The 14,437-nt window shown below is 38.5% G+C and carries 12 protein-coding genes; all 12 read left to right on the top strand.

The window, feature by feature from the left end:
- The first annotated feature begins 101 nt into the window (after window positions 1-101).
- The 12 genes from glpK (at window position 102) to ftsL (ending at window position 14,437) form a co-directional block, all read left to right on the top strand.
- Window positions 102-1,616, top strand: a complete 1,515-nt coding sequence (gene glpK / locus HBN42_RS09490; protein WP_165994783.1) for a glycerol kinase GlpK — start codon at window positions 102-104, stop codon at window positions 1,614-1,616.
- A 12-nt stretch (window positions 1,617-1,628) separates the two neighbouring features.
- Entirely contained in the window at window positions 1,629-3,470 is a 1,842-nt protein-coding gene (gene glpO, locus HBN42_RS09485) for a type 1 glycerol-3-phosphate oxidase (protein ID WP_165994782.1), read from the top strand.
- Window positions 3,470-4,171 (top strand): MIP/aquaporin family protein, encoded by a 702-nt coding sequence (locus HBN42_RS09480; protein ID WP_165994781.1) that lies wholly within the window; start codon window positions 3,470-3,472, stop codon window positions 4,169-4,171. The genes glpO and HBN42_RS09480 overlap by 1 nt, the downstream gene beginning before the upstream one ends.
- A 95-nt stretch (window positions 4,172-4,266) precedes the next feature.
- Window positions 4,267-5,610, top strand: coding sequence for an NAD(P)/FAD-dependent oxidoreductase (locus tag HBN42_RS09475; RefSeq protein ID WP_165994780.1), 1,344 nt, complete (start codon window positions 4,267-4,269; stop codon window positions 5,608-5,610).
- Complete coding sequence (locus tag HBN42_RS09470) at window positions 5,607-7,070, top strand: AcpB/EbpR/MafR family transcriptional regulator (protein ID WP_235925371.1); 1,464 nt, start codon at window positions 5,607-5,609, stop codon at window positions 7,068-7,070. Before HBN42_RS09475 ends, HBN42_RS09470 begins: the two co-directional genes overlap by 4 nt.
- Window positions 7,071-7,210: 140 nt before the next feature.
- Window positions 7,211-7,855, top strand: a complete 645-nt coding sequence (gene fsa / locus HBN42_RS09465) for a fructose-6-phosphate aldolase (protein WP_165994779.1) — start codon at window positions 7,211-7,213, stop codon at window positions 7,853-7,855.
- Between the two features lie 175 nt (window positions 7,856-8,030).
- On the top strand, window positions 8,031-10,016 hold the full coding sequence (gene tkt, locus HBN42_RS09460) for a transketolase (protein WP_165994778.1): 1,986 nt from the start codon (window positions 8,031-8,033) through the stop codon (window positions 10,014-10,016).
- A gap of 264 nt (window positions 10,017-10,280) precedes the next feature.
- On the top strand, window positions 10,281-10,547 hold the full coding sequence (locus tag HBN42_RS09455; protein WP_165994777.1) for a bacteriocin immunity protein: 267 nt from the start codon (window positions 10,281-10,283) through the stop codon (window positions 10,545-10,547).
- 23 nt (window positions 10,548-10,570) lie between these two features.
- A complete protein-coding gene (locus HBN42_RS09450) occupies window positions 10,571-11,305 on the top strand; it encodes an ABC transporter ATP-binding protein (protein ID WP_165994776.1) in 735 nt (244 codons plus the stop codon).
- A gap of 2 nt (window positions 11,306-11,307) precedes the next feature.
- On the top strand, window positions 11,308-12,954 hold the full coding sequence (locus HBN42_RS09445; RefSeq protein WP_165994775.1) for an ABC transporter permease: 1,647 nt from the start codon (window positions 11,308-11,310) through the stop codon (window positions 12,952-12,954).
- Window positions 12,955-13,157: 203 nt separating this feature from the next.
- Window positions 13,158-14,108, top strand: a complete 951-nt coding sequence (gene rsmH / locus HBN42_RS09440) for a 16S rRNA (cytosine(1402)-N(4))-methyltransferase RsmH (protein ID WP_165994774.1) — start codon at window positions 13,158-13,160, stop codon at window positions 14,106-14,108.
- Window positions 14,109-14,113: 5 nt separating this feature from the next.
- Complete coding sequence (gene ftsL / locus HBN42_RS09435; RefSeq protein WP_165994773.1) at window positions 14,114-14,437, top strand: cell division protein FtsL; 324 nt, start codon at window positions 14,114-14,116, stop codon at window positions 14,435-14,437.

Here is a 14,437-nt window from a genome sequence, read left to right as displayed (position 1 = left end):
TTTTTTCGGGCTCTAAAAAATTCTTGATAGAACATTTTTTTAGAATTTCGATATAATAGAATTACCGAAAAAGAAAACGCTTACTTTAGGAGGAAGAAGAAATGGCAGAAGAAAAGTATATTATGGCTATTGACCAAGGAACTACAAGTTCTAGGGCAATTATTTTCAACAAAAAAGGCGAAAAAATCAGCAGTAGCCAAAAAGAATTCCCGCAAATTTTCCCCAAAGCTGGTTGGGTTGAACACAATGCTAATCAAATTTGGAATTCTGTCCAATCTGTTATTGCCGGTGCCTTTATTGAATCGAGTATTAAACCAAGTCAAATTGAGGCTATCGGGATTACCAATCAACGTGAAACAACCGTTGTCTGGGACAAGAAAACAGGTCAACCCATTTACAATGCTATTGTTTGGCAATCACGTCAGACAGCCCCTATTGCTGACCAATTGAAGCAAGATGGCTATACAGACTTCTTCCATAAAAAAACCGGCTTAGTCATTGATGCTTATTTTTCTGCAACTAAAGTAAGGTGGATCCTTGATCATGTTCCAGGGGCACAAGAACGTGCTGAAAAAGGAGAACTGCTCTTTGGAACTATTGATACCTGGTTGGTCTGGAAGCTAACTGACGGTGCTCAGCACGTCACTGACTACTCTAATGCGGCTCGTACCATGCTATATAATATTAAGGACTTGAAGTGGGATGATGAAATCTTAGAGCTATTGAATATCCCTAAGGCTATCTTGCCAGAGGTTAAATCTAATTCAGAAATTTATGGCTATACTGCTGGGTTCCATTTTTACGGAGGTGAAGTTCCCATATCTGGTATGGCTGGTGATCAACAGGCTGCCTTATTTGGACAGTTAGCTTTTGAACCTGGTATGATTAAAAACACCTATGGAACTGGTTCTTTCATCATTATGAATACAGGTGAAAATGTCCAACTCTCTGAAAATAATCTCTTAACAACCATTGGCTATGGGATAAATGGTAAGGTTTATTATGCCCTTGAAGGATCGATCTTTATTGCGGGTAGTGCTATTCAGTGGTTACGTGACGGCCTACGGATGATTGAAACTTCTAGTGACTCTGAAACTTTAGCTAAGGAGTCGAGCAGTGATGATGAAATTTACGTTGTACCAGCCTTCACTGGACTAGGAGCTCCTTACTGGGATTCCAATGCACGTGGCTCTGTTTTTGGCCTAACAAGGGGAACCAGCAAGGAAGACTTTGTCAAAGCAACCTTACAATCTATTGCCTATCAGGTTAGAGATGTTATTGACACTATGCAAATTGATTCTGGTATTGATATTCAACAGCTCCGTGTTGATGGTGGGGCAGCTATGAACAACCTGCTCATGCAGTTCCAGGCTGATATCCTAGGTATTGATATTGCCCGTGCTAAAAACCTTGAAACAACAGCTTTGGGAGCAGCCTTCTTGGCTGGACTTGCAGTGGGTTATTGGGAAGATATTGATTCTCTTAAAGAATTAAATGCTACAGGACAACTCTTTAAAGCTAGTATGAATGAATCACGTAAGGAAAAATTATACAAGGGCTGGAAAAATGCAGTCAAAGCAACACAGGTCTTTGCCCAAGTTAATAAGGAAGAATAGAAGGAGAAAACAATGGAATTCTCAATAGAAACAAGACGTTTAGCCTTAGAAAAAATGCAAGAAAGACATCTGGATCTACTGATTATTGGTGGCGGTATCACAGGAGCTGGGGTTGCCTTACAAGCAGCTGCTAGTGGTTTAGATACGGGTCTTATTGAAATGCAAGATTTTGCAGAGGGAACTTCTAGCCGCTCAACCAAACTGGTGCATGGTGGTCTTCGCTATTTGAAACAGTTTGATGTTGAGGTCGTTTCTGATACCGTATCTGAACGAGCAGTGGTTCAACAGATTGCTCCTCACATCCCTAAACCTGATCCAATGTTACTTCCAGTCTATGACGAGCCAGGCAGTACCTTTAACATGTTTCGTTTAAAAGTTGCAATGGATCTCTATGATCTCTTAGCAGGTGTTTCAAATACTGCGGCTGCCAATAAGGTTTTAAGTAAGGAAGAGGTTCTAGCCAAGGAACCAGATTTACAAAAAGAGGGACTTTTAGGTGGAGGAGTCTACTTGGATTTCCGTAATAACGATGCCCGGCTTGTTATTGAAAACATCAAGCGTGCTAATCGTGATGGGGCCTTGATTGCTAGTCATGTTAAGGCAGAGGACTTCCTCTTTGATGAAGCTGGGAAGATAATTGGTGTCAAAGCGCGTGACCTATTAAGTGGTCAAAGCATGGACATTAAAGCAAAGACTGTTATCAATACTACAGGCCCTTGGAGTGATGAAGTTCGTAATTTTTCAAATAAGGGCGAAAAGATTCAACAAATGCGCCCCACTAAGGGAGTTCATTTAGTTGTCGATCGCAGTAAATTACCAGTTTCTCAACCTGTTTATGTGGATACTGGACTGAATGATGGACGTATGGTTTTTGTTCTTCCTAGAGAAGAAAAGACTTACTTTGGGACAACAGACACAGACTACCATGGTGATTTAGAAGATCCAAAGGTAAGCCAAGAGGATGTTGATTATTTACTAGGTATTGTTAATAGAAGATTCCCACAAGCTCATATCACACTGGATGATATTGAAAGTTCATGGGCGGGTCTACGTCCCCTATTATCAGGTAACAGTGCTTCTGACTATAATGGTGGTAACAGTGGTAAATTAAGTGACAATAGCTTTGACAACTTGATTGAAACAGTCAAGTCTTATATTGACCATAAGGAAAAAAGAGAAGCCGTTGAACAGGCTATTAAAGCTGTAGAAACAAGCACTTCTGAAAAAGAATTGGATCCTTCAGCTGTCTCTCGTGGCTCAAGCTTTGAGCGTGATGATAATGGCTTGTTTACCTTAGCTGGGGGTAAAATCACAGATTACCGTAAGATGGCAGAAGGTGCTTTAGAAAGGATTATCCAGGTCTTAAAAGAAGAATATGGAAAATCATTTAGATTAATTAATTCTAAAACCTATCCTGTCTCAGGTGGCGAAATTAATCCTGCTAATGTTGATTCTGAAATTGAAGCTTATGCCCAACTGGGAGCTTTAAGTGGTCTATCAATGGATGATTCGCGTTACCTTGCTAATTTATATGGTTCTAATGCTCCAAAAGTATTTGCCTTAACACGTAAGATCAAGGCTGCTCAAGGCTTGTCCCTATCAGAAACCTTATCCTTACACTATGCTATGGATTATGAGATGGCCCTTAAGGCTACAGATTTCCTTCTTAGAAGAACCAACCATATCTTATTTATGAGGGATCGTCTAGAAGAAATGATTGAACCTGTTTTAGATGAAATGGCAAAACATTTCAAATGGACAGAAGAAGAAAGAAAAGCTCAAGAAGAAGACTTGAGAAAAAACCTTGAAGATAATGATTTAAAGGCTTTAAAAGAAGAAAATAGGAGAGCATAATGGATATTTTTGGAGAATTTTTAGGAACCAGCTTATTAGTTTTGCTTGGTAATGGTGTTGTTGCTGGTGTTGTCCTGCCAAAAACCAAGAACCATGCTTCAGGTTGGATTGTCATAGCCTTGGGTTGGGGTCTAGCTGTATCCATGGCCGTCTTTATCAGTGGTAAGATAGCTCCTGCCCATCTAAATCCTGCTGTAAGTCTTGCCTTTGCCCTAAAAGGAGATATCAGTTGGACAAAGGCTCTTATCTACAGTATTGTCCAGATCTTGGGAGGAATAGTTGGTTCTCTTCTTGTTTATCTCAAGTTTAAACCACATTACCAAGTGGCTGACAATTCGGCAGATATACTGGCAACCTTTGCGACGGGTCCAGCTATTAAGGATACTCTTGCTAATCTTCTTAGTGAAATTTTTGGGACTTTCGTGCTGGTCCTAGCTATCTTATCCTTTGGTCTTTATCAGATGCCAGCTGGAATTGGCACCTTAAGTGTCGGTCTATTAGTAGTGGGTATCGGCCTTTCTCTAGGTGGTACAACAGGCTATGCCATTAATCCTGCAAGGGATCTGGGGCCACGGATTCTCCATCAGTTGCTTCCAATGAAAAATAAGGGTGATTCAGACTGGTCCTATGCTTGGATACCTATTTTTGGTCCAATTTTAGGGGCAATCTTGGCTGTGCTATTATTTATGGTAATAAGCTAAGCTAGCTCTTGCTATGAAAGACTTAATCTGATAAGGTTGAGTCTTTTGTTTGTAAAAACGTTTTCATTATTTGAAAGAATTGCTATAATAAGATCATGAAAAGCAATAAGGAAAAAATACACATCATTGGCGCCTCTTTTGCTGGCTTGGCTTGTGCTGAAAAGCTGATTCAACTCAGGCCTGATTTACAGATAACTTTTATTGATAAAGAAAGGCAATCACATTATATCCCTAATGGTCTCAATCATCTCTACCGTCAGAAGATTTCTGAGCTTTCCCAATCTACATGGGAATCTTCCACTTTAAAAGATAATGACAATGTCCGTTTCTTAGTGGAGGAAGTGGTGAGCATCTCAAGTCAGAATAATAGCTTGCTCTTGAAAAATGAGCAGGGACAAATCAGAGAAGAAACCTATCAAACTCTTATTTGTGCCATGGGGGCAAAGCCAGAATCAGACTATATTAAGGGGGCGGATCATCCCAAGGTTGTCACCACTAAATACTTTAGAGATAGTCAGAAAGCCTTAGAACTGATCGAAAAAAATGAGAATATTGCCATAATTGGTGCTGGTTTGATAGGCTTGGACCTTGCTTACAGCCTGTCTCTCCAGAAGAAGTCTATTACCCTTATAGAGGCAGCTGATCATCTTGATAGTCATCAAACTGATCCAGAGATGTTGCCATTACTCTTAAAAGAAATAGAAGACTCCTCTGTCCTTTTAAAGACCGGCTCACGGGTTAAGGAGATTCGTGAAGAAGGAGAAGATCTGCTTCTTATAACGGATCAAAAGGATGAGATCAGGGCTGATTTAGTTGTTTTAGCTGTCAACTTTAGACCCAATAGCCATTTATTGCAGGGGCAGGTAGATTGTCTGATAGATAAAACGGTCAAGGTCAATGCCTTTATGCAGACGACTAAGGATAACATATATGCCATAGGTGATTTAATCTCCTCAAGTTTATCTCCCTTAGGACAGTCTTACTACACAGCCTTGATCAACCATGCTGTCAAGTCGGGTCAAATTCTAGCCTACCACTTGGCTGGTTTTCCGACACCGAAACTACAGACTACCCGAGTAGTTGGCAGTTTTCATTTTGATTATTATCGTTCTAGTGTGGGGATGACTGAGGAAGAAGCTTCAATTTATAGAGATGTCATCAGTATTGTTTACAAGTCTGACTTAGGTAAAAAACAGGAATCTCCCATCTGGATAAAGTTAATAGCTACAGAAAAAGACGGCCTTTTAATAGGGGCACAGATTATTTCAAGAGACAATAGCTTACTTTTAAGCCATTATATGGCGCAGGCCATTCAGAACAAGTTGAAAGCCAGCGACCTAGCCTTTGAAGATTTTATATTTGCAAGGAAAGAGTGTGAGTTAGCCTATCAGCTTCATCAGGCAGCCTTGATGCTTTTTGAAAAGAGGCAAAGTCTATGAAGATTGAATACTTGATGGATAAGGAGAGGCGAGCCCAGTATCAGCTTCTGCTGACCCTTTACCAATCTGATAAAAAGCTTAGCTTAAAAGAAGTTATGACTCTTTTGAAGATTTCTAAGGTGACACTGATCAAATACATTGAAAATCTCAATGCCTTATTTCAAGAGTCTCACTTGGCCTATCAGTTGATTCTAGCCAATGATTTTTTGTTAATCGAAGAAGAAGGAAACATAACCTGGGAATTCATACTATCAGTCCTCTTAAAGGATGCTCTTTCCTATCGCATTCTGCTTTATCTGCTTGGCCATGAGCATTTTAATATTACTAGCTTATCTGAGGATTTCTTAGTTAGCGAAGCGACCTTTAACCGAAGCTTAGCCCATATTAACAAGTATTTAGAGGAATTTGATATTGCTATTTGGCAGGGAAAACAAATAGGTAGTGAGTTGCAGTGGCGTTATTTTTTCTTTGAACTCTTAACCTTAAGCTTTTCAAAACAGGAAATGCAAGCTTTCAATAGAAATGTTGATCAAAAGAATTTAAGCTTGATAGCTCAGCGTTTTCTAGGTTTAGATATGACTGAGAATCAATTAGAGAAACTATCTTTATGGCTTGCTATTTCCCAAAGACGTCTTTCTTTTAATAGGGAAAAAAGTTTTTCTGATCAGAAAGATCTTGATTTCATAGAAAAGCATGTCTTCTTTAAAAGGCTTGAAAAGGTCATTTTGCATTATTTAAGACGTTATGCCATTGAGTATGACACTTTCGAGGCTAAAAGTTTATTTATCTTTTTACAATCCTATGCGGTTTTGCCCGTTCCTTCTATGGAATATATTTTGGGCTTTGGTGGCCCCATAGCTGATAAGATTTCAGAGTCCCTCTGGCTTTTGCGAAGAGCCCATATCATTGGCCACCGCACCAAAGAAGAAATTATTTATAATCTGGGCCTCTATTTTTCAAGAACTTACTTTTTTAAGGGGGCTATTCTCAACCAAGAATTTAAAAAGGAAAAACTTTTAAGCTTAAGAACTACTGAAGATAGAGAGAAAATTGAAGTTATTTTAAGGCATCTCTTAATTCAAGCAGGTGATCATAGGCTGCAAGATTCTGATTTGGCTTCTTACTTGTCTTATAAGCTTCTAGAATTGATTATTTTCTCAATTGAAAGGCAGCACAAGGTCTTGAAGGTTGGTCTTGATTTTGGTCATGATGTGGTTGAAAATGCCATGGCGGAATTAACCATTCGAAAACATTTAGAAGACAATGGTAATTTTATTTTTGCTCCTTATCAAAAAGGAGAAAGCTTTGATTGCCTGATCTCTTATCGCAATTCTAATGGACAAGGAAACCTACCCTATTATCAGCTTAAGTCCTATACTTGGAATTTGGAATTAGAGGCCTTGGAGCAATTTTTAAAGAAGGAACTAGGATCTAAAAATAAGGAGGAGGATAGCTTGTAAGTAAAAAACGTTGGTCTATTTTTGAACACACTTTTGTGTGATACTTGGTCTTTTTTAAGACCCTAAGGCAATCTATAATAAATGGTAGAAATACTTTTATAAACATGTGATATTACTAAAGATAAATTGGAGGATAAAAAATGAAATTTTTCTTAGATACAGCAAATGTTGAAGCCATTAAGGCGATCAATAACTTAGGCCTTGTAGATGGTGTCACCACAAACCCAACAATCATTTCACGTGAAGGACGTGATTTTGAGACAGTTATTAAAGAAATTTGTGACATTGTAGATGGTCCTATCTCAGCTGAAGTGACAGCACTAGGAGCAGAAGAAATGGTTGAACAAGCTCGCAGTATTGCAAAATGGCATAAGAATATTGTCGTTAAAATTCCTATGACAGCTGATGGTTTAAAGGCAACTAATATCCTATCAAAAGAAGGTATTAAAACAAATGTGACCCTCGTTTTCACAGTATCTCAGGGACTTATGGCTATGAAAGCCGGTGCAACCTATATTAGCCCCTTCATTGGACGCCTAGAGGACATTGGCTCAGATCCTTATCAATTGATTGAAGATTTAAGAGAAATTATTGACCTATATGGTTTTGAAACAGAAATCATTTCTGCAAGTATCAGAAATGCAGCACATGTTGAAGCTGTAGCTAAACTTGGTTCTCATATAGCAACTATTCCAGACAGTGTTTTTGAAAAAATGAGCCTACACCCATTAACAACAAGTGGTATTGACCAATTTATGAAAGACTGGGAAGCCTTTAAAAAATAAAAAAAGAGCCTGGCTGTTAAGGACAGCTGGGCTTGACCATGATTATTGCTCTGTGTAATAGAACACTTTAATCCTATGTTTTATGGGTATTTCATCAATATAGTGCTTAAAATATGTTACAATAGAGAACGGAAAACACTTAAACTTTGAGCTAGTAAATAGAAAGGTTTTACTTATGACATTTGATGCAACTGACCAGTTGGCAGTAAACACTGTCCGCACGCTTTCAATGGATGCGATCCAAGCAGCTAATTCAGGACATCCTGGCTTGCCGATGGGGGCAGCGCCCATGGCCTATGTGCTTTGGAATCATTTTATGAATGTTAATCCAAAAACAAGCCGTAATTGGACTAACAGAGATCGCTTCGTTTTATCGGCAGGTCATGGCAGTGCTATGCTGTATAGCTTATTACACCTAGCAGGATATGATCTTTCTATAGATGATTTGAAAAATTTCCGCCAATGGGGTTCAAAGACTCCAGGACATCCTGAAGTTAATCATACTGACGGTGTTGAAGCAACCACTGGACCACTAGGACAAGGAATTGCCAATGCAGTTGGTATGGCTATGGCCGAAGTGCATCTTGCAGCTAAATATAATAAGCCAGACTTCAAGATTGTGGATCACTATACCTATGCTTTAAATGGTGACGGAGACTTGATGGAAGGTGTCAGTCAAGAAGCAGCAAGTTTAGCTGGACATTTGAAATTAGGCAAGCTTATTATGCTCTATGATTCAAATGATATTTCTCTTGATGGACCAACTTCAAAAGCCTTTACTGAAAGTGTTAAGGGACGTTTTGAAGCCTATGGTTGGCAACATATCCTAGTTAAAAATGGTAATGACCTCAATGCCATCTCAGAAGCCATCAAAGAAGCACAAGCAGAAACTGACAAACCAACTATTATAGAAGTTAAAACTATTATTGGTTTTGGTGCTGAAAAACAAGGGACATCTGCAGTACACGGAGCTCCTTTAGGGGCAGAAGGTATTGTCTTTGCTAAAAAAGCCTACAAGTGGACTCATGCTGATTTTGAAGTACCAAGTGAGGTTAAAGACCGCTTCGCTCAAGGCTTACAGGCTCGAGGAGAAAAGGCTGAAGAAAGATGGAATAAACTATTTGCAGCTTATGAAAAAGAATATCCTGAACTAGCCAAAGAATACCGTCAGGCCTTTGCAAATGAAGCTGTTGAAGTTGATTTGGCAGCTCATGAACTAGGAAGTTCTAAGGCTAGCCGTGTTTCTAGCCAAGAAGCTATTCAACAAATTTCAGAACAAGTTCCTTCATTTTGGGGAGGATCAGCCGACCTTTCTGCCTCAAATAATACCATGGTTAAAGCAGAAACTGATTTTCAGCCTGATAACTATAAGGGACGCAATATCTGGTTTGGTGTACGTGAATTTGCCATGGCAGCAGCCATGAATGGGATTGCTCTCCACGGTGGAACACGTGTCTATGGTGGAACATTCTTTGTTTTCTCTAATTACCTCTTACCAGCAGTGCGTATGGCAGCTCTTCAAAACTTACCAACCATGTACGTTATGACCCATGATTCTATTGCAGTTGGTGAAGATGGTCCAACCCATGAACCTATTGAACAGTTAGCTAGTGTTCGTTCAATGCCTAATTTGAATGTTATCCGTCCTGCTGATGGAAATGAAACAAATGCAGCCTGGAAACGTGCCTTAGCAGAAACTGATAAACCAACAATGTTAGTCTTGACGCGTCAAAATCTGCCTGTTCTTGAAGGAACAAAAGAATTAGCAGAAGAAGGTCTTAATAAGGGAGCCTATATCCTATCTGAAGCTAAAGGCCAACTTGACGGCATTATTATTGCGACAGGTTCAGAAGTGAAATTAGCACTGGATACTCAAGCTGCCTTAGCAGAAGAAGGCATCCATGTTCGTGTGGTTTCAATGCCATCACAAAATATCTTTGACCAACAATCAGACGACTATAAAGAAGAAATTCTACCAGCTTCTGTAAGTAAACGCTTGGCAATTGAAGCAGCTTCTAGTTATGGTTGGGCTAAATATGTTGGCTTACATGGTAAGACCCTAACTATTGATAACTGGGGAGCTTCTGCACCAGGAAATCGTATCTTTGAAGAGTATGGCTTCACTAAAGAAAATGCCATCTCCCTATACAAAGACTTATAAGAAAAAGTTTTTCTATCTAGAAATGCTTCATAGACCTAACTTTTAATCTCATATTAACAATAAAAAAACAGACAATTTTTACCTTTTGATGACCATGAGGTGGAGCTTGTCCGTTTTTTTTTCAATCTAAAAGGAAGAGTTGAGAAAGGTTCCTTTTTTTAGGAATTTTTAATTAAATGAGCTTTAGCAGTTGACAAAATTAGCCAGATCCTTTATTCTGTAGATATCGATTGTATTAAGTTAAAGATACAAAAAGGAGAAGTTATGGAAAAAGCAAGCCTAGATTTCTACAAGCAGATTGTGGAAGCATACGATCACCCAGAAAACAGAGAAAACGCTTTCTTTGCGGCCTATCTACTATCAGCTTCAAATAAGTTAATTAACAATCAAAATCTTGTTGTCATTGCTAGAGATTTAAATAAGGACTTGGACGCTTATATAAGGAAAAATCAAATGTCTTTGCCCAGATCACTTTATGCTTTAAAGGAAACCTTAGGTAAATATCTATGTAGTGAGAGCGAAGTGTCTTGATCTGATATAAAAAAGGAGTTATGATGATAGAATTTAAACATGTTTCAAAAATATATGGACAAAAAGAAGCTTTGGGAGATCTTAACCTAACCATTAATGATGGTGAAATATTTGGTCTGATCGGCCATAACGGAGCTGGAAAAACCACCACCATTAGTATTTTAACGTCGATCATTGAAGCTAGCTATGGTGAAGTCTTTGTAAACGGCCGGCTTTTAAGTGAGAATAGGGATGCCGTTAAAAAATTAATTGGTTATGTTCCAGATTCACCCGATCTTTTTTTGAATCTAACAGCTAATGAATATTGGCACTTTTTGGCTAAGATTTATGGGGTTAGCTCAGAAGAAACGGAAAATCGCATTTCCCAATTGAGTCAGCTATTTGATATGGGTTCAGAAGAAAATAATACCATTGACAGTTTTTCACATGGGATGAGGCAAAAAACAATTGTTATCGGTGCCTTAGTCTCTAATCCTGCTATCTGGGTTTTGGATGAACCCTTGACTGGTTTAGATCCTCAAGCTTCCTATGATTTGAAAGAAATGATGAGAGAACATGCCAATTCTGGCAATATTGTCTTGTTTTCAACCCATGTCCTCTCTGTTGCTGAACAACTGTGTGATCGGATTGGGATTCTAAAAAAAGGGAAGTTAATCTTTTTAGGGACAATCTCTGAATTGAAAGCCAATTATCCTGAAAAAGATCTTGAAAGCATCTACTTGGAATTAGCAGGACGAAATGCCAAAGAGGAGGTATAGGGATGAATTGGACAAGTATTTGGGAACTTATTAAAATCAACATCCTCTACTCAAATCCACAAGCTCTAACTGCCTTAAAAAAGAAACAGGAAAAAAGACCTTCAAAAAACTTTAAAGCCTATAAATCTATTATAAAACAGCAGATTACAACCTCTATCCTATTTTTGTTTATCTACCTCTTTATGTTCATAGGGATAGATTTCAGTAAATACCCAGGTTATTTCTCATTTTATATTGCCTTGTTCTTTGTGATGTCAACATTGACTGCCTTTTCTTCCCTATACACGATTTTTTATGACAGTAACGACTTAGCCTTGTACGTTCACCTGCCCATAAAGTCTGGTGAATTGTACCTTGCCAAGGTCTTTTCTTCCTTGGGTATGGGTTCAGTCTTTCTGATGCCTTTGGTATCATTGTTTATCCTCGCCTACTGGCAGATAATGGGAAATCCCTTAGCCATCCCCCTAGCCTTACTGTTGTTCTTGCTAGTCTTAGTCAGTTCCTATGTATTGGCACTTTATTTGAATTCTTGGATTGGCAAGATCATTGTACGCTCTCCAAGAAGGAAGCTCATATCAACGATTTTGATGTTTATCTCTACTTTTGGAGCCATCGCTTTAGTCTTACTTTTAAACTTCAATAATCAGTCACGGATGAACGAGGAGCATACCTTGATTGATCGTTCACCGCTTCCTTACTTTAGAGGCTATTACGATGTTGTTCACGAACCTTTTTCTGCCGAAAGTCTTTTGCATTTTTGGCTTCCACTACTTGTAGTAATCCTATTGCTATTTGGGATTGTTAAGTTAATGATGCCCAAGTACTTTGAAGAAGCACTCTATACCAGTGCTAAAACAAGTTCAGCTAAACCTACTAAGAAAAAGGTCAGAACCTATTCAGAACAATCCCTTGATAAGGTTATGGTCAGACATCATCTTTCAACCTTGCAAAATGCCACCCTATTAACACAAACCTATCTGATGCCTTTGATTTACATCTTTAGTTTTATGGCACCCGCTATCAGCAAGGGACAGGCGATTGCAGATTTTGTGGGCAATGAATATTTTGGACTGACTTTCCTGGTAGGTATTTTACTAGCTTCTATAAGCATGAGTCCGTCAACATTTGTTGGGGTTGCTACCTCACTTGAAAAAGAAAACTTCATCTACTTAAAAAGTTTACCTTTCTCAATGGAGCGTTTCCTTAAGGAAAAATTCCTTTTGTTCATAGCCCTGCAAACAATAGGACCCGCTCTCTTATACAGTCTGCTCCTTATATTTGTTTTGAAGCTGGCTCTGATACCAACCCTAAGCTTTCTAATAGGTTATATACTGATGTCTTTGGTTCAAGGACAATTCATGTTTAGGCGTGACCTCAAGTATTTGAATCTGCGTTGGCAGGATATGACTCAGCTATTTACTAGAGGTGGTGGTCAATGGTATACGCTGGGCTTAATTTTTGGAACTCTTATCGCTGGGCTCATACTTGTAGGAATCACTATATTTTCTGCCATAGTGCTCAAGGAAGTCTTGCTCGTAAACGGATTCCTAGTCTTTATTCTCCTAGTGTCTTTAGCTGTAGCACAATATTTTCTTATCAGAAACTTTTGGAAAAAAATTTATGATTTCTTAGTAGAAGTTCAATCATAGCACTGCATTTTTCCTCCCCTAGTGTAGAAAGTCCTTAGAAGCTTGTATCAACTAAGGGCTTTTTCTATTTTTTCATGGAAGATCATTAAAGCAAGCAGAGGGTAAGGCTGCTAGAAAGTTAATTAAAAGAAGATTGTGAGAGCTAGCGCTTCCAGTCTTTCTTTTTGTTTTATTAATATCTAAAATATGTTAGAATTAAAGGTATGACAAAAGAATTTCATCATGTAACCGTACTTTTAAAAGAGACGGTGGATTTATTGAATGTCAAAGCTGACGGGGTCTATGTAGATGCTACGCTTGGTGGTGGGGGACATTCTTCTTATTTATTATCTCACTTGGGTGATAAGGGACATCTCTACTGTTTTGACCAAGATCAAAAAGCTATAGACAATGCACAAATCTTATTGAAACCCTATATTGAAAAAGGCCAAGTGACTTTTATCAAGGATAACTTTAGGAATTTAAAATCACGTCTTCAGGCCCTTGGCGTAGAGAAAATTGATGGGATTCTGTATGATTTAGGAGTTTCAAGCCCGCAACTGGATGAAAGAGAGCGTGGCTTTTCCTACCGTCAAGATGCTCCACTGGACATGAGGATGGATAGAGAAGCTCCTTTGACAGCCTACCAGGTTGTTAATACTTATTCTTTTAATGATTTAGTAAGGATTTTCTTTAAGTACGGGGAAGATAAATTTTCTAAGCAGATAGCCCGTAAGATTGAGCAAGCTCGAGCAATCAAACCTATTGAAACAACTACAGAACTGGCCGATATTATTAAGTCAGCCAAATCTGCAAAAGAACTAAAGAAAAAGGGACATCCGGCCAAGCAGATTTTTCAAGCCATTCGCATTGAGGTCAATGACGAATTAGGGGCAGCCGATGAATCCATTCAACAAGCACTGTCTTTACTAGCCCTTGATGGTCGGATTTCAGTGATAACCTTTCATTCTTTAGAAGATCGTCTAACAAAGCAACTTTTCAAGGAGGCAAGCACGGTGGATATTCCAAAAGGTCTACCTTTTATTCCTGATGATATGCAGCCAAAGTTTGAATTGGTCTCTAGAAAACCTATTTTACCAAGTCCTGAGGAACTCAGTGCAAACAACCGTGCCCATTCAGCAAAATTACGTGTCGCTAAAAAAATTCGGATTTAATAATTATGAATAATGAAAAAAGAAGTCAAGCTCTAACCTCTGCCTTACAAAAACGCATACGAACTTTCTCTCGTATCGAGAAGGCTTTTTATGGTTCCATGATTATTACAGCTATTATCATGGCTATGAGTATTATCTATTTGCAAAGTAGTAAGCTACAATTACAACAGAATATTACGACCTTAAACAGTCAAATTGATGATAAAAAAACAGAACTTAATAATGCTAAGCAAGAGGTTAATGAGTTATCAAGACGTGACCGCATTATTGATATCGCTGGAAAAGCTGGACTTAGCAACAGAAATGATAACATTAAGAAAGTAGAGTAA

It is taken from the genome of Streptococcus catagoni (genome assembly GCF_011421425.1).
Lineage (GTDB): Bacteria > Bacillota > Bacilli > Lactobacillales > Streptococcaceae > Streptococcus > Streptococcus catagoni.
Note: the sequence above shows the minus strand (reverse complement) of the source record. Positions and strands in the feature narration are given on the sequence as shown.